Raw genomic sequence first — 15,808 nt, forward strand, 5'->3', positions numbered from 1 at the left:
CGTCAACCGGCCGCGGGGTTCTCCGCGGTGATGTCATGATCGGGAACGGCCTGCCCCGACCGGATCAGCTCGATCCGGCCCATCACCTTCGACCGCAGGTCGCTCGGCACGTCGTCCGACCCGCAGCAGCGCTTGACCAGCTTCTTCACGGCCTGCTCCAGGCCGTACTTCTCCAGACAGGGGTTGCACTCGCCGAAATGGGTCTCGAACTTCGTGCAGTCACTGTCGGGCATCTCATGGTCGAGGAACTCGTAAAGGTGGTCCAGGACCTCAGAGCACTCCGTCTCGTGCGGCTCTCCGCAACTCATGAGCCCGAGCCTTTCCGGTCGTTCGACTCTCCCGCGCCCGCGGGGACCAGCCCGCGCTCACGGGCATAGTCCTCCAGCATTCCGCGGAGTTGACGGCGGCCACGGTGCAGTCGCGACATGACCGTACCGATGGGTGTACCCATGATGTCCGCGATCTCCTTGTACGCAAACCCCTCTACGTCGGCAAGATAGACCGCGATGCGGAACTCCTCCGGAATGGCCTGGAGAGCTTCCTTCACGTCGGAATCGGGCAGGTGGTCGAGCGCCTGCGACTCGGCGGAACGCAGTCCGGTCGACATGTGCGACTCGGCGCGCGCCAGCTGCCAGTCCTCGATCTCCTCCGCCGCACTGCGCTGGGGCTCGCGCTGCTTCTTGCGGTAGGAGTTGATGAAGGTGTTGGTCAGGATGCGGTACAGCCACGCCTTCAGGTTGGTGCCCTCGCGGAACTGGTGGAAGGACGCGTATGCCTTCGCGTACGTCTCCTGGACCAGGTCCTCGGCGTCGGCCGGATTGCGCGTCATGCGCAGCGCGGCCGAGTACATCTGGTCGAGGTAGCCGAGGGCGTCCCGCTCGAAGCGCGCGTTGCGCTCCGGGGTCGTCTCCTCCGCGTGGCCTTCGTCGGTCCCAGCGACAGGACCCACCTCCTCCGACTGCGTGGCGGCTCCGAAAGCGGATCCGCTCGAATCGGAGAATAGTCGACCATCCCGGCCCTCCGCCGCCCGAAGCGAGCTGCGCTTGGGGGCGGGCAGCACCGTCCAGTCCAGGTCAGCGGCCTGCGGACGGTTATGGCTGATGACCTGGGTCATGCGCTCCCTCTCCTCCGACGAGTTCCCGTGCGTACCGACATCCGGGACAACAGAAGGGTCGGGCGGCGCATTCCCCCGGGAGCGGCGGTTTTCGGCCCGTGTCGGGCCGCGGGAGCGGGGTGAGTCGCGTCACTGCCCGCCGGGTCCGCCGGAATCTGTCAGGTCGCGGTCATACGGGGAGCCCCGCGAGCCACTCCCCCACCGCCTCGGTGATCAGGCCGAGGGCCTCGTCCTGGGTGAGCTCGGCCTTCTTCGGCACCGCGAAGCCGTGGTCGCCGTACGGGACCTCCACGAGCTCGTACGGGCCCTGCGGGAACTCCTCGGGGCGCCCGAAGGGATCCCGGCCGCCCTGGACCACCAGGGTGGGCCGCCCGGCGCCGAGCAGTTCCTCGGCGCGGGACTTCTCCGGCCGACCCGGCGGGTGCAGCGGGAACGCCAGCGCCAGCACCCCGGCCGCGCCCAGCTCGACGGCGGTGCGGCAGGCCACCCGGGCCCCGGCGCTGCGCCCGCCCGCGACCACCGGCAGCCCGGGCTCGGCGAGGGCCGGCCACAGCCCGCGCCAGCCCTCGTCCAGCACCTTGGGCGCGGCGGCGACCTTCTTCCCGGCGACCCGCCACGGCTGTTCGACCAGCGCCACGGTGATCCCGCGCTCGGGCAGGGCGGCGGCCAGTGCCTGCAGGTCGCGGGCCTCGATGCCCCCGCCGGCGCCGTGGCTCGCGGCCAGGACGAGCCTCGCCTTGCGGGCGGTGTGCCAGGTGATGCGGGCCTGGCCCGCCGGGGTGTCGACCGTCTCGGTCCGCGTGGTCATGCCCCCATGGTGCCCCGTGGCCCGGCTAGAACAGCGTGCCCTCCTCCGGCGCGGCCAGTTCCTCCAGCAGCTCCGGCCCGTTGTTCCGTACGTTGCTCGCGGCGGTGGACACCGGGTAGGCCCGCATCAGCCCGCCCGGCGGGGGTGCCAGCAGGTCCCGCAGCGAGCCCTCGGTGTCGGTGTTCGCGGGGTCCAGCCAGGCGTCCCAGCGGTCCGGGGTCAGCATGAGCGGCATCCGCGGGTGGATGTCGGACAGCGAGCGCGGCCCCTCGGCCGGGGCCACGCCCAGCGGCCCGGTCTCGGCCTCGGTGGTGATCACCGAGCAGGTCACCCACCAGGCGCGGGGGTCGGCGTCGGGCACGGTCCGGTCGCGCCAGAACTCGTATATCCCGGCCATGGCGAAGACGGAGCCGTCGGAGGGGAGCACGAAGTAGGGCTGCTTGCGGGCCCGCTTCCTCTTGCCCTCCACCTCCAGCTGACGTTCGTCGTGGGCGGTGACCCACTCGTAGTAGCCGTCGGCGGGGATGATGCAGCGGCGCTCTGCGAAGGGGCGGCGGAAGGAGGGCTTCTCGGCGACGGTCTCGGCGCGGGCGTTGATCATCCGGGCGGCGCCTGAGGGGTCGGCGGCCCAGGAGGGCACGAGCCCCCATTTCAGGACGCGCAGCTGGCGAACCGGACGCAGGTCCGCGGCGTCTTTCAGGGGACGGTCGAGGACGACGTGGACCTCCTTCGTCGGCGCCACGTTCCAGTCCGGGGCCAGCGTCTCCTCCGGCTCCCACCTCTCGATGCCGAAGGCCTCCACCAGGTCCTCGGGCTTGCGACTCGCCGCATACCTTCCGCACATGGCTGCCACACTGCCATGAGCCCCGACCCCCATCGCAAGGAGTCCTCCACCTTATGGACATCAGCACCGCGTCCGGCCTGTGGGACCGGCTCACGGGTATACAGGCAGCGCCCGACCGGTGGCTGGTGATCGCGACCGGGCTGGTCGCGATCACCGCCGTGACCCCCCGCCCGGTGTGGCGGGTGTCGCGGAACGCGATCACCATCGCGCACGAGGGCGGGCACGGCCTGCTGGCCCTGCTGACCAGGCGGAAGCTCGAGGGCATCCGGCTGCACTCGGACACCAGCGGGGTCACCCTCAGCCGCGGCAAGCCGACCGGGCTCGGGATGATCCTGACCGCCGCCGCCGGATACACGGCGCCCGCGCTGCTGGGGCTGGGCGGGGCGGCACTGCTGTCGGCGCACCGGATCACCCTGCTGCTGTGGGCGGCGACCGCCCTGCTGCTGGCGATGCTGGTGATGATCCGGAACGCGTACGGGGTCCTCACGGTGGTCCTGACCGGCGCGGCGTTCGTCCTGGTGTCCTGGCTGGCCCCGGCGGACGTGCAGGCCGTGTTCGCGTACGGGGTGGTGTGGTTCCTGCTCCTGGGCGGGGTCCGGCCGGTCTTCGAGCTGGGGGCCAAGCGCCGGCACGGCGGGGCGCCGGATTCCGATGCCGACCAGCTGGGCCGGCTCACCCACGTGCACCCGGTGGTGTGGCTGCTCCTGTTCCACGTCGTCGCGCTGTGTTCGCTGGTGGGCGGCGGGCGCTGGCTTCTCGACCTCTGAGACGGCGCAGCGATCAAGATCTGGGGTCGGGGGAAGCCACTAAAGTGGGGGCCATGACCGAGACCCCCGCGCTCCACGCCCTCTGGCCCGCCCCGCTCGCGGACGGAGCCGTCCACGCCACCGTCACCGTGCCGGGGTCCAAATCGGTCACCAACCGGGCCCTCGTGCTCGCCGCGCTGGCCGCCGAGCCGGGCTGGGTCCGCCGCCCGCTGCGTTCGCGCGACTCCCAGCTGATGTCGGACGCGCTGCGCGCGCTGGGCGTCGGCATCGAGGAGACCGTCTCCTCCAGCTCCGCCGACGGCGACAGCGGCGAGGCCTGGCGGATCATCCCGGCCGCCCTGCACGGCCCGGCCACCGTCGACGTCGGCAACGCGGGCACGGTCATGCGCTTCCTGCCGCCCGTGGCCACCCTCGCCGACGGCGACATCCGCTTCGACGGCGACCCGCGCTCCTACGAGCGCCCGCTCGGCCAGGTCATCACCGCCCTGCGCACCCTCGGCGCCCGGATCGACGACGACGGCCGGGGCGCGCTGCCCATGACCGTCCAGGGCGGCGGGGCCCTGGAGGGCGGCACGGTCGAGATCGACGCCTCCAACTCCTCGCAGTTCGTCTCGGCGCTGCTGCTGTCGGCCCCGCGCTTCAACCAGGGCGTCGAGGTCCGGCACGTGGGCGGCAACCTGCCGTCGATGCCGCACATCCGGATGACCGTGGAGATGCTGCGCGCGGCGGGCGCCCAGGTCGACACCCCCGAGGCGGGCGGCGAGAAGGACGTGTGGCGGGTGGCGCCGGGCGCGCTGCTGGGCCGCGACATGGTCGTCGAGCCCGACCTCTCCAACGCCCAGCCCTTCATGGCCGCGGCGCTGATCACCGGCGGCACGGTCACCATCCCGGACTGGCCGCGCCGCACCACGCAGCCCGGTGACGCGCTGCGCCGGATCTTCACCGAGATGGGCGGCTCCTGCGAGCTGACCGACGCCGGTCTGGTCTTCACCGGCACCGGCAAGATCCACGGCATCGACGTGGACCTGAGCGAGGTCGGCGAGCTCACCCCGGGCATCGCCGCGGTGGCGGCCCTGGCCGACTCGGAGTCGGTGCTGCGCGGGGTCGCGCACCTGCGGCTGCACGAGACGGACCGGCTGGCCGCGCTGACCGCCGAGATCAACGGCCTCGGCGGCGATGTCACCGAGACCGAGGACGGCCTGCACATCCGGCCGCGCCCGCTGCACGGCGGCACGTTCCACACGTACGACGACCACCGGATGGCCACCGCGGGAGCGGTGATCGGCCTGGCGGTCGAGGGCGTGCGGATCGAGAACGTGGCGACGACCGCGAAGACCCTGCCGGACTTCCCCAAGATGTGGACAGACATGCTCGCCGGAACGGGAGCGGGAGCGTAGGGGCCCCGTCATGCGCAGGTACGGCAAGCACACCGACGAGGACGACATCCGGCAGCGCCCCAACCCCAAGGGCAACCGGGCCAGGACGAACATCCGGCCCAAGCACGAGGACGCCTCGGAGGGCTTCGTCCTCACCGTGGACCGCGGCCGGCTGACCTGCCTGGTCGAGGACCGCACGGTCACCGCCATGAAGGCCCGCGAGCTGGGCCGCAAGGCGGCGGTGGTCGGGGACCGGGTCTGGATCGTCGGTGACCTGTCCGGCAAGAAGGACACCCTCGCCCGCATCGTGCGGATCGAGGAGCGCAAGTCCGTCCTGCGGCGCACCGCCGACGACGACGACCCGTACGAGCGGGTGGTCGTCGCCAACGCGGACCAGCTGGCCATCGTCACGGCCCTGGCCGACCCGGAGCCGCGGCCCCGGATGATCGACCGCTGCCTGGTGGCGGCGTACGACGCCGGGCTGGAGCCGCTGCTGGTGCTCACCAAGTCCGACCTGACCTCCGCGGACAAGATCCTGGAGATCTACTCGACGCTCGGCCTGAACTACGTGGTGACCAACCGCGAGGAGCTCGCGACGGGCGACGCGGCCGAGCGGGTACGCGAGCGGCTGACGGGCCGTATCACCGCCTTCGTCGGCCACTCGGGCGTCGGCAAGACCACCCTGGTGAACTCGCTGGTGGCCGAGGGCCGCCAGCGTGCCACGGGCCACGTCAACGCGGTGACCGGCCGCGGCCGGCACACCACGACCTCGGCGCTCGCGCTGCCGCTGCCCTCCGGGGACGGCTGGGTCATCGACACCCCGGGCGTGCGTTCCTTCGGCCTGCACCACGTGGACCCGTCCCGGGTGATCCTGGCCTTCCCGGACCTCGTGCCGGGTACGGAGGAGTGCCCGCGGGCGTGCAGCCACGACGAGCCGGACTGCGCGCTCGACACGTGGGTGGAGGACGGCCACGCGGATCCGGCGCGGCTGTATTCGCTGCGGCGGCTGCTGGGCACGCGGGAGCGCCGCGAAGGCGACTGATCGGCCCGCTGATCGCCCGGCGGGTTTGCCGCACGCCATGTCTGGTAAATGCATAATCGCACCAAGTGACGCGACGTCACGTGACGCGGGGAGGCATTCGACATGGCGTGGCTGCTCGTCGTGGTCGCGGGAATCCTGGAGACCGGTTTCGCGGTCTGCCTGAAGCTGTCCCACGGTTTCACCCGACTGTGGCCGACCGTCGCCTTCGCGTGCTTCGCGCTCGGCAGCTTCGGGCTGTTGACGCTGGCCCTCAAGAAGCTGGACGTGGGTCCCGCGTACGCGGTGTGGACCGGCATCGGGGCGGCCGGGACGGCGATCTACGGCATGGTCTTCCTCGGCGACCTGGTCTCCACCCTCAAGCTCGTCTCGATCTCCCTGGTGATCCTCGGGGTCATCGGGCTCCAGCTGTCCGGATCTGCCCACTGAGCAGCCGGAGCAGCTCCGCCGACCCCGGCTCCTCGCCCGGCGCGACCACGTAGGACAGGGCGAGCCGTACGGCGAGCTCGCAGTGCCGCACCCCCTCCCCCGGCGGGAGCGCGGCGGCCGCCCGGTCGCGCACGGCGCGGGCCAGCTCGCCCGGCCCGGGCGCCCGGGCTCCGGCGGCGGGCAGGGCCGCGTCCCAGAACCCCGTCAGCAGGGCCCGTACGAGGGGGTAGGCGCGGGCCGCCCGTACGGTCCACTCCGCGACCGCGGCGAGGCGCTCGGTGGCCGGCGCCGGGGTGGCCAGGGCCCGGTCCACGCCCTCCAGGTAGCGCTGGGCCTCGCGCCGGACCAGCTCGCGGCCCAGGCCCGCCTTGCCCCCGAACTCGTTGTAGAGGGTCTGCCTGGACACCCCGGCGGCGGCCGCCACGTCGACCATCCGCACGGCCGGCCAGGGGCGGGCCGAGAGCGCCGCTCCCGCCGCATCCAGCAAGGACTCCCGGGCTGCCGGCATCCTCACGCCTCCCCGATCGGCTCCCTGACCAGAGTTGACGGGGCGGCAGATCCCGTCAAGGGCGCCTCCCGGCCGCACTGTGGACGTCGTTGGTCGGGGTCGGGGAGTGCCGATACTGTTCTGGCATGCCCGAGTATGACGATGACCTGCGCCTTGCCCTCGAACTCGCCGACGCGGCGGACGCCGCCACGATGGAGCGGTTCGGCGCCCTCGACCTGAAGGTCGAGACGAAGCCGGACATGACCCCGGTGAGCGAGGCCGACCAGGCCGCCGAGGAGATCATCCGGGCCGGCATCGCGGCCGCGCGCCCCGACGACGCCATCCTGGGCGAGGAGTACGGCCTCAAGGGCAGCGGCCCGCGCCGCTGGGTCGTGGACCCGATCGACGGTACGAAGAACTACGTGCGCGGGGTCCCCGTCTGGGCGACCCTGATCTCCCTGATGGCCGAGGGCGCCGACGGCGTCTTCCGCCCGGTCGTCGGCGTGGTGTCCGCACCGGCGCTCGGCCGGCGCTGGTGGGCGACGCGGGGCGGGGGCGCGTACGCCGGCGGCGCGCTCGGTGAGACCACGGAGATCGGCGTGTCGAAGGTGGCCACGCTCGGCGACGCCTCCTTCGCGTACTCCTCGCTGAGCGGCTGGGAGGAGCAGGGGCGGCTCCCCGGATTCCTGGACCTGACCCGCGCGTGCTGGCGTACGCGCGGCTACGGCGACTTCTGGCCGTACATGATGGTCGCGGAGGGCTCGCTGGACCTGTGCGCCGAGCCGGAGCTGAACCTCTGGGACATGGCGGCCATCGCGATCGTGGTCCAGGAGGCGGGCGGCCGGTTCACGAGCCTGGACGGGGTGGACGGGGTGCACGGCGGGAACGCGGCGGCGTCGAACGGACTGCTCCACGAGGAGATGCTGAGCCTGCTGCGCCCGCGCGCCTGAGCCGCCCGTGCGCCGAGCGCGCCCCCTTGATGACGGTGCGTGTCCATGGGAATCTGAGAATCCCCACGCTTGTGCGCTTGTGAATGCCTTCTCAAGAAGGCGTCCCGGGCGCACCCACCCAAGCGGGGGGCTCACCCCAGGAGGTGGCTCTCTTCATGCTCGTCCGTGACGCAATGAGCACCGTGATCCTCACCCTCGGACCCGCTCACACCCTCCGACAGGCGGCCTGCCTGATGTCCGGCCGGCGCGTCGGCGCGGCCGTCGTACTCGATCCCGACCACAGCGGCATCGGCATCCTGACCGAGCGCGACATCCTCAACTCGATCGGCGCCGGCCACGATCCCGACCGGGAGTCCGTGGCCGCGCACACCACCAACAACGTGGTGTTCTGCACCCCCGACGCCACCGTGCAGGAGGCCGCCGAGGCGATGACCCACGGCGGCTTCCGGCATCTGATCGTGCTGGAGCACGGCGGCCCGGTGGGCATCGTCTCCGTACGCGACGTCATCCGCTGCTGGGTGCCGGCGCGGCGGGCGGTCTCCGCGTAACGAACGACGACGGGCCGGAACCCTCCGAGGAGGATTCCGGCCCGTCGTCCTGCTACGGCAAGCGATCCTTATCAGCCGCGAAGGGCCTGGACCGCGGCTTCGAGCCGCTTGCCGAAGTCGCCGTCCGCCTGGCGGAAGTTGTTGATCGCCCGCTCGACGATGTCGTCACGGGAGACCTTGGCGATGAAGCCGGACAGGTTCTCGATCAGGCGGGCCTTCTCGTCCTCCGAGTACAGGCGGTACAGGTTGCCCGCCTGGACGAAGTCGTTGTCCTCGCTGTGCGCGGCGGCGGCGTGGTTGCCCGTGCCGCCGGTGACCTCGATCGGCTGCCACAGCGGGCGGTCGATCTGGTGCGGGCCGCCGAAGCTGTTCGGCTCGTAGTTCTTCGCACCCTTGTGGCGGCCGTCGTACAGGTAGCCGTCACGGGAGTTGGTGCGCGCCTCGGTGGCGTGCGGGCGGTTCACCGGCAGGTGGTCGGCGTTGATGCCGACGCGGTAGCGGTGGGCGTCCCCGTAGCCGAAGAGACGGCCCTGGAGCATCTTGTCCGGGGACGGACCGATGCCGGGGACGAAGTGCGCCGGGGAGAAGATCGACTGCTCGACCTCGGCGAAGACGTTCTCCGGGTTGCGGTTGAGCTCCAGCTTGCCGATCTCGATCGGCGGGTAGTCCTCGTGCGGCCACACCTTGGTGAGGTCGAACGGGTTGAAGCGGTACTCGGCCGCCTCGGCCGCGGGCATGATCTGGACCTGCACGGTCCAGGTCGGGAAGTCGCCGCGCTCGATGGCCTCGCGCAGGTCGCGCTGGTGGCTGTCCGGGTCCTCACCGGCGAGCTGGTTGGCCTCGGCCTGGGTGAGGTTCTTGATGCCCTGGTCGGTCTTGAAGTGGTACTTGACCCAGAAGACCTCGCCGGCCTCGTTGTTCCACTGGAACGTGTGCGAGCCGTAGCCGTTCATGTGGCGGTAGGTCGCCGGGATGCCGCGGTCACCGAACAGCCAGGTCACCTGGTGGGTGGACTCGGGCGACAGACCCCAGAAGTCCCAGACGTTGTCCGCCTCCTGCGAGCCGGTGTACGGGTCGCGCTTCTGGGTGTGGATGAAGTCGGGGAACTTGATGGCGTCCTTGATGAAGAACACCGGGGTGTTGTTGCCGACGAGGTCGTAGTTGCCCTCTTCGGTGTAGAACTTCAGCGCCCAGCCGCGGGGGTCGCGCACGGCGTCGGCCGAGCCGAGGTTGCCGGCGACGGTGGAGAAGCGCAGGAAGGTCTCGGTCTGCTTGCCGACCTCGGAGAGGAACTTGGCGCGGGTCCACTGCGAGACGTCGCGGGTCAGCGTGAAGGTGCCGTAGGCGCCGGCGCCGCGGGCGTGCACCACGCGCTCCGGGATGCGCTCGCGGTTGAAGTGCGCGAGCTTCTCCAGCAGGAGCTGGTCCTGGACCAGGACGGGGCCGCCGACGCCGGCGGTCTCGCTGTTCTGGTTGTCGGCGACCGGAGCCCCGGCCTCCGTGGTGAGCGGTCCCTGCGTCACGTGCGCCTCCTGCGTCATACCTGCGTGTTCCTGTCCTTGGCGTTTGCCGTAACCGATCCTACGATGGACATTGTCTAAGTCAAGTAAGCATCCAAGTCCGCAACGGTTCGGGAGTTACACCGGATCACCTCACTGTTAGGCTGACGTCTATGAGTGACCTGCTGGAACGACTTCGCGGACGCGGCTGGCGCATGACGGCGCAGCGGCGTGTCGTGGCCGAGGTGCTCGACGGTGACCACGTTCACCTGACGGCCGACGAGGTGCACGCGCGCGCGGTGGCCAAGCTGCCCGAGATCTCGCGCGCGACCGTCTACAACACGCTGGGTGAGCTCGTCACGCTCGGCGAGGTCCTGGAGGTCTCCACGGACCGCCGGGCCAAGCGGTACGACCCGAACGCCCACCGGCCCCACCAGCACCTGGTCTGCGCCCAGTGCGGCGCGATCCGCGACGTCCACCCGGCGGGCAATCCGCTGACCGACCTGCCCGACACGGAGCGCTTCGGCTTCGTCGTCTCGGCGGTCGAGGTGACGTACCGCGGGATCTGCCCGAACTGCGCGGGCGCCTAGCCGAAGGTGCGGGGGAAGGGCCCGGGGGCAGCGCCCCCGGGCCCTTCTTCACGATGTACGCCTTCCGTCACCGGAAACGACCGAAGGCCCGGATCCATGGGATCCGGGCCTTCGGCCTTCAGTAGCGGGGACAGGATTTGAACCTGCGACCTCTGGGTTATGAGCCCAGCGAGCTACCGAGCTGCTCCACCCCGCGTCGGTAAACACGACTTTACGTGAGGCCCCCCAGCAGATGCAAATCGCTTAAATCCGGCCCGCCCGGGAAGGTCAGGCCGAGAGCTCCTCGGCGAGGGCCTCCCGGAGACGGGCCGCCCGCTCCGAGACTTCGTCCGGGCCCAACTCCATGGCCCGCACGCACCACTTCTGCCCCTCGGCCAGGTCACCGTGCCGAGCGGCCAGCAGCCCCAGCCGCAGCGCGGCCCGGCCGTGGCCCGCCACCGCCGCGCGCGTCCACCACAGCGCGGCCTCCGGCTCGCTGCCCTCGCGCGCCAGAAGCAGCCCCAGGTTGAAGGCCCCGTTCCGGGACCCGGCCTCGGCCGCCTCCCGGTACCACTGCGCCGCGACCGCCAGGTCACCCCGGGCGGCGGCCAGCATGCCGACCCGCACCTGGGCGCGCCGGTGCCCCAGCTCGGCGGCGCGCTCGTACCACTCCTCGCTCTCGGTCTTCGGGGCGCCGCCCACCGGCTCGCCCAGCGCCACCGGCTCCGGCGGCGGGGCCAGCGACTCCAGCAGCGCGGCCAGCCGGAAGGCCGCCTCCGCGCTGCCGCCGCCCGCCGCGCACCGCAGGTGCCGCTCGGCGGCCCGCTCCTCGCCGTCCCGGACCAGCGCGATGCCGACCTGGAGCGCGGCGTCGGTGTGTCCGGCCGATGCGGCCCGCTCGTACCACTTCAGCGCCGTGCGGTCCTCGTCCCGGCTGGCGAAGAGGATGCCGAGGTTGAAGGCGGCGTCCACGCTGCCCGCCTCCGCGGCCTTCGAGAACCACGGCTCCGCGCCCGCCGCGTCCCCGCCCTGGAGGAGCAGGATGGCCAGCGCGTTGGCCGCCTCGCGGTGTCCCGCGTAGGCGGCGCGCCGGTACCACTGCTCGGCCTGAGCGGTGCGGTCCTGTGCGACGCACAGCAGAGCAAGGTTGTACGCCCCGTTCTGGTCGCCCGCGTCCATGGCGGTCCGGTACCAGCGCTCCGCGGTCTGGGTCTCCCCCCGGGCGGCGTGCAGCGCGCCCAGCGCGTTCGCGGCGTTGCCGTCGCCGTCCTGGGCGGCCCGGTGCCACCACGCGGCCGCGCTGTCCTCGTCGCCGGCGTCGCGCAGCAGGAAGCCGAGGGCGCAGGCCGCCCTGGCCTCGCCCTGCTTGGCGGAGGTCAGGTACCAGCGCCCGGCCTCCTTGAGCTCCCCGCGGGCCTCCAGCAGGGCCCCCAGGTGCAGGGCGGCGCGCCGGTGGCCGCGTGCGGCGGCCTGCCGGTACCACTGCTCGGCCTCGGCCGGGTCGCCCTTCCTGAGGTGCCGGGCCAGCCGGTACGCCGCTTCGCGGTGCCCCTGCTCGGCCGCGGCCCGGAACCACCGCTCGACACCGTTGTCGCCGCGGTGCTCCAGCAGGTCGGCCAGTCCGTACGCGCCCAGGGCGTGGCCGGATTCCGCGGCCTGGCGGAGCCAGTACTCGGCGGCCGGCTCGTCCCCGCGCTCGCGGAAGTGACGGCCCAGGGCGTGCGCGGCGGGCGCGGATCCGGCGACGGCGGCGACCCGCCACCAGCCGGCGGCCTCCTCGGGGTAGCCCCGCTGGTGCAGCAGGACGCCCAGGTTGTTCGCGGCGGCGCGGTCCCCTTCCCCGGTGGCGTTGCGCAGGTACGGCTCGGCCCCGTCCAGGTCTCCGCGGCGCAGCAGCAGCGCCCCGAGCACGCTCATGGCGCCCGGGTCGCCCTTGTCGGCGGCCACCCGGTGCCGCGCCTCCAGCTCGGCGTCGCTCGCCGCGTCGGTCTCGACGAACATGTCTTCCACGAGATCCGCATCGGTCAGTGCGGTCTGCGCGTTGTCAGCATGAGCCGTGGCACCGGCTCCCGTACCCGGCTCGGCTTCCGCCCTCGCAAACCGCCCTGTCTCCAGCAGAGTTGACCTGTCCCCCATAAATCCCATCGTCGCATCACCTGCTACCCGCGTACACCTGGTATGTCGCAGCCAGTGAGGTCACTACAGCGTTTTGTCGACATGCCCATAGAGAGTCAAGTCAAACACGCTCCCGCCCCAACTCACCCGTCCCGGCTACCGCGTGTCCGCGCCGGACATGACGAAGGCCCGGATCCCATGGATCCGGGCCTTCATCTTCAGTAGCGGGGACAGGATTTGAACCTGCGACCTCTGGGTTATGAGCCCAGCGAGCTACCGAGCTGCTCCACCCCGCGTCGGTGAAACCACAGTATCACGACGCGGGACGGAGCCATTACCGAGTGATCACTGCCCTGCCGGCTTGGGGGCCGTCAGCTTCGCCTCCGCGTCGATCGCCCGCTTCAGCGCCGCCTTGATCTCCTCCTGTGCCTTGCCGAAGGCCGCCCAGTCGCCGGCCTGTCGGGCCTTCTCGGCGTCCTCCACGGCCTTCTGCGCGTCGGCGAGCGCCGCCTTGACCGTGGGGTCCTGGCTGACCGGCGGCGTGGTGGTGCCCTCGCCCGGCGGCTGGGTCGTCGGCGGTACGGGCGTGGTCGGCGCCTCGGCCCCGAAGACCACGTTCAACGCCTTCTCCAGGGTGTCCTCGAAGGCCGTCTGGCCGCCGTAGGTCACGAGCACCTTGCGCAGCAGCGGGTACTTGAGCCCCGAGCTGCGCACGTACACCGGCTCCACGTAGAGCATTCCGTCGGCCAGCGGCACCGAGAGCAGGTTTCCGTACTCGACCTCGGAGTCACCGCCGCGCAGCAGGCGGATCGACTCGGCGATCTTGGGTTCGGAGTTGAACTTGCTCTGCACCTGCTTGGGGCCGTCCACCGGGCGGCTGGTCGGCAGCTTCAGGATCCTGATCTTGCCGTAGTCCGGGGTGCCCGGATCGGCGTTGACCGCCATGAAGGCGCTCAGGTTGTCCCGGCCGTTCGGCGTGAAGGTCGTCGTGAGCGAGAAGACCTGGTCCTTCTCCTTCTGCTCCGGCATCTTCATCGACAGGTAGTACGGCGGGACCGCCGTCCCCACCTTGGTCGTCGGGTCGTCCGGGACCGCCCAGGCCTCCGAACCGGAGAGGAAGGTCTGCGGATCGGTGACGTGGTAGCGGGTCAGCAGCTCGCGCTGGACCTTGAAGAGGTCCTGCGGGTAGCGCATGTGGTCCATGAGCGGCTTGGAGATCTCGCTCTTGGGCTTCACCGTGCCGGGGAACGCCTTCATCCAGGTCTTCAGGACCGGGTCCTGGGTGTCCCACTGGTACAGGTCGACCGTGCCGTCGTACGCGTCGACGGTGGCCTTCACCGAGTTGCGGATGTAGTTGACCTGGTTCTCCTGGGCCACCACCGCGCGCTGGCTGTTGGTCAGCGAGTCCGCGGTGCTCTGGCCCAGCGTGGTGCGCGAGGCGTACGGGTAGCCGTTGGTCGTCGTGTACGCGTCGACGATCCACTTGATCCGGCCGTCGACGACCGCCGGGTACGGGGCGCCGTCGATGGTCAGCCACGGCGCGACGGCCTCGACGCGCTGCTTGGGCGTGCGGTTGTACAGGATCCGCGAGCCGTCGCCGATGGCCCCGGAGTACAGGATCTGCGGCTCGGAGAAGGTGAGCGCGTACGCCGCCCGGTTGACCGGGTTGTCGAGGTTGACGCCGGAGCCGCCCTTGTAGCTCGTCTCCTTCTCGCCCTTGTCGTCCGAGTAGTCGAGCTCCTTCTGCGGTCCGCCGACGATCGAGTACTGCTTCGTCTGCTCGCCGTAGTAGATGCGCTGCTCGAAGTCCGTTCCGAACATGCCCTTGGAGGGCAGGTCGGACTGGGTGAAGTCGGGGGCGCCCTGATCGGTGGCGGTGGTGCCCTTGGCGGCGACCACGCCGTAGCCGTGGGTGTAGCGGAAGTGGTCGTTGATCCAGTTGTTCTTCGGGATGCCGCCGATGTTCAGTTCGCGCAGGCCGATGACCGTGTCCTGGCCGCTGTACCGGTCCACGGCGAGCGTGGACGGGAAGGCGTAGTAGCCCTTGACCTGCTGGAGCTGCTGGAAGGCCGGCGAGACGATGTTGGGGTCCAGGAGCCGGATGCTGGCGTTGGTGCCGGCCGCCTGCCGCAGCTGGTTCTTGTCCGCCTTCGGGTCCGGGATGCCCGAGTAGTCCTTGACGTCGGTCCCGTCGATCCCGTAGGCGTCGCGCGTCGCCTTGATGTTCTTCTCGACGTACGGCGATTCCTTGGCCTGCTCGTTCGGCTGGACCTGGAACTTCTGCACGATCGCCGGGTACAGCCCGCCGATGAGGATCGCGGAGAGCACCATCAGGCCGAAGCCGATGACGGGCAGCTGCCAGGTGCGGCGCCACAGGGTCGCGAAGAACAGCAGGGCGCAGATCGCGGCGATGGCGACGAGGATCGTCTTCGCCGGGAGGTACGCGTTCGCGTCGACGTAGCGCAGGCCGGTCCAGTTGTCCGCGGCCTTGAAGTCGCTGGACTTCACGGCGAGGCCGTACCGGTCGAGCCAGTACGCGATCGCCTTGAGGGTGACGAAGAGGCCGAGCAGCACCGACAGGTGCCCGGTCGCCGCGGCGGTGGCCCGGGCGCCGGGGCTGGTCACGCGCAGTCCGCCGTACAGGTAGTGCACGACGGCGGCGGCGATCACCGACAGCACGACCGCGGCGAAGCCGAAGCCGAGCAGGAAGCGGTACCAGGGCAGGTCGAAGGTGTAGAACGACACGTCCAGGTGGAACTCGGGGTCCTTCTGCCCGAAGGGCACCCCGTTCACATACATCAGCCAGGTCTTCCACTGGCCGGCCGCCGAGGCGCCCGCGATCAGGCCTACGAGCACCGAGATGCCCAGGAGCAGCCACTTCTTGTACGGGGCGACGCTCATCCGGTAGCGGTCGAGGCTCTGCTGCTCCATCGACATCGCGCTGAGCGGCGGCCGCAGCCGGTGCGCCAGCCAGATGTTGAAGCCCACGGCACCGGCCATCAGCAGGCCGAAGACGGCGAAGAGGCCGATCTTGGTCCACAGGGTGGTGGTGAAGACGCTGGAGTACTTCACGGAGCGGAACCAGAGCCAGTCCGTCCAGAAGCCCGCGAACATGATGAAGAGCATGGCCAGGACGGCCAGCACGCCCAAGGTCATGAGGAGAGTGCGGGCTCGCCGGGACGGGCGGCCGACTCTCATCCGTGGCCCGGAAGGGCCTCCGCCGCGGTCCGGCATCTGGAAAGCCAAGGTGCGCACCTCGAAAG

Annotated in this window: 15 protein-coding genes and 2 tRNA genes; 7 read left to right on the plus strand and 10 right to left on the minus strand. The window is 71.1% G+C overall.

What is annotated here, in order from left to right; translation table 11 throughout:
- Window positions 1–2: 2 nt before the first annotated feature.
- From rsrA to ACGFYU_RS25930, 4 genes are all read right to left on the minus strand, one after another.
- Window positions 3–308 carry a mycothiol system anti-sigma-R factor gene (gene rsrA / locus ACGFYU_RS25915; RefSeq protein WP_385171360.1) on the minus strand — a complete coding sequence of 102 codons (306 nt, stop codon included), beginning with the start codon at window positions 306–308 and terminating at the stop codon, window positions 3–5.
- Window positions 305–949: a sigma-70 family RNA polymerase sigma factor gene (locus ACGFYU_RS25920; protein WP_030709911.1), complete on the minus strand. Its 645-nt coding sequence runs from the start codon at window positions 947–949 to the stop codon at window positions 305–307. Before ACGFYU_RS25920 ends, rsrA begins: the two co-directional genes overlap by 4 nt.
- 334 nt (window positions 950–1,283) lie before the next feature.
- Window positions 1,284–1,922: an alpha/beta family hydrolase gene (locus ACGFYU_RS25925; protein ID WP_393829716.1), complete on the minus strand. Its 639-nt coding sequence runs from the start codon at window positions 1,920–1,922 to the stop codon at window positions 1,284–1,286.
- Window positions 1,923–1,947: 25 nt separating this feature from the next.
- Entirely contained in the window at window positions 1,948–2,766 is an 819-nt protein-coding gene (locus ACGFYU_RS25930) for an SOS response-associated peptidase (RefSeq protein ID WP_393829717.1), read from the minus strand.
- A gap of 53 nt (window positions 2,767–2,819) precedes the next feature.
- On the opposite strand from ACGFYU_RS25930, the gene ACGFYU_RS25935 reads away from it, so the two are divergent.
- The 4 genes from ACGFYU_RS25935 (at window position 2,820) to ACGFYU_RS25950 (ending at window position 6,377) form a co-directional block, all read left to right on the plus strand.
- Complete coding sequence (locus ACGFYU_RS25935; protein WP_393829718.1) at window positions 2,820–3,533, plus strand: M50 family metallopeptidase; 714 nt, start codon at window positions 2,820–2,822, stop codon at window positions 3,531–3,533.
- 53 nt (window positions 3,534–3,586) lie between these two features.
- Entirely contained in the window at window positions 3,587–4,930 is a 1,344-nt protein-coding gene (aroA, locus tag ACGFYU_RS25940) for a 3-phosphoshikimate 1-carboxyvinyltransferase (protein ID WP_393829719.1), read from the plus strand.
- Between the two features lie 10 nt (window positions 4,931–4,940).
- The gene (gene rsgA, locus ACGFYU_RS25945; protein WP_393829720.1) at window positions 4,941–5,951 is read left to right on the plus strand and encodes a ribosome small subunit-dependent GTPase A; all 1,011 of its coding nucleotides are present in this window, start codon (window positions 4,941–4,943) and stop codon (window positions 5,949–5,951) included.
- Between the two features lie 102 nt (window positions 5,952–6,053).
- Complete coding sequence (locus ACGFYU_RS25950) at window positions 6,054–6,377, plus strand: multidrug efflux SMR transporter (RefSeq protein WP_069921864.1); 324 nt, start codon at window positions 6,054–6,056, stop codon at window positions 6,375–6,377.
- Here the strand turns inward: ACGFYU_RS25950 and ACGFYU_RS25955 are convergent.
- Window positions 6,343–6,885 (minus strand): TetR/AcrR family transcriptional regulator, encoded by a 543-nt coding sequence (locus tag ACGFYU_RS25955; protein ID WP_393829721.1) that lies wholly within the window; start codon window positions 6,883–6,885, stop codon window positions 6,343–6,345. The two genes, ACGFYU_RS25950 and ACGFYU_RS25955, sit on opposite strands and share 35 nt — an antisense overlap.
- A gap of 125 nt (window positions 6,886–7,010) precedes the next feature.
- Between ACGFYU_RS25955 and hisN the strand changes: the two genes are divergently transcribed.
- Window positions 7,011–7,814 (plus strand): histidinol-phosphatase, encoded by an 804-nt coding sequence (gene hisN, locus ACGFYU_RS25960; RefSeq protein WP_393829722.1) that lies wholly within the window; start codon window positions 7,011–7,013, stop codon window positions 7,812–7,814.
- 155 nt (window positions 7,815–7,969) lie between these two features.
- Window positions 7,970–8,362 (plus strand): cyclic nucleotide-binding/CBS domain-containing protein, encoded by a 393-nt coding sequence (locus tag ACGFYU_RS25965; RefSeq protein ID WP_393829723.1) that lies wholly within the window; start codon window positions 7,970–7,972, stop codon window positions 8,360–8,362.
- A gap of 71 nt (window positions 8,363–8,433) precedes the next feature.
- Here the strand turns inward: ACGFYU_RS25965 and ACGFYU_RS25970 are convergent, their stop codons facing one another.
- Window positions 8,434–9,903: a catalase gene (locus ACGFYU_RS25970; protein ID WP_393829724.1), complete on the minus strand. Its 1,470-nt coding sequence runs from the start codon at window positions 9,901–9,903 to the stop codon at window positions 8,434–8,436.
- Window positions 9,904–10,034: 131 nt separating this feature from the next.
- Here ACGFYU_RS25970 and ACGFYU_RS25975 point away from each other — a divergent pair, with 131 nt between their 5' ends.
- Complete coding sequence (locus ACGFYU_RS25975; protein WP_393829725.1) at window positions 10,035–10,451, plus strand: Fur family transcriptional regulator; 417 nt, start codon at window positions 10,035–10,037, stop codon at window positions 10,449–10,451.
- A 122-nt stretch (window positions 10,452–10,573) separates the two neighbouring features.
- Here the strand turns inward: ACGFYU_RS25975 and ACGFYU_RS25980 are convergent.
- The 4 genes from ACGFYU_RS25980 to ACGFYU_RS25995 all read right to left on the minus strand — a co-directional run bounded on the left by ACGFYU_RS25980 (window position 10,574) and on the right by ACGFYU_RS25995 (window position 15,779).
- Window positions 10,574–10,647, minus strand: a tRNA-Met gene (locus ACGFYU_RS25980).
- A 71-nt stretch (window positions 10,648–10,718) separates the two neighbouring features.
- Window positions 10,719–12,575, minus strand: coding sequence for a tetratricopeptide repeat protein (locus tag ACGFYU_RS25985; RefSeq protein WP_393829726.1), 1,857 nt, complete (start codon window positions 12,573–12,575; stop codon window positions 10,719–10,721).
- Between the two features lie 192 nt (window positions 12,576–12,767).
- Window positions 12,768–12,841, minus strand: a tRNA-Met gene (locus tag ACGFYU_RS25990).
- Between the two features lie 49 nt (window positions 12,842–12,890).
- Window positions 12,891–15,779 carry a UPF0182 family protein gene (locus ACGFYU_RS25995; RefSeq protein ID WP_393829848.1) on the minus strand — a complete coding sequence of 963 codons (2,889 nt, stop codon included), beginning with the start codon at window positions 15,777–15,779 and terminating at the stop codon, window positions 12,891–12,893.
- Window positions 15,780–15,808: the final 29 nt, after the last annotated feature.

The organism is Streptomyces sp. NPDC048337, from assembly GCF_043201175.1.
In the GTDB taxonomy this organism is placed as follows: Bacteria; Actinomycetota; Actinomycetes; order Streptomycetales; family Streptomycetaceae; genus Streptomyces.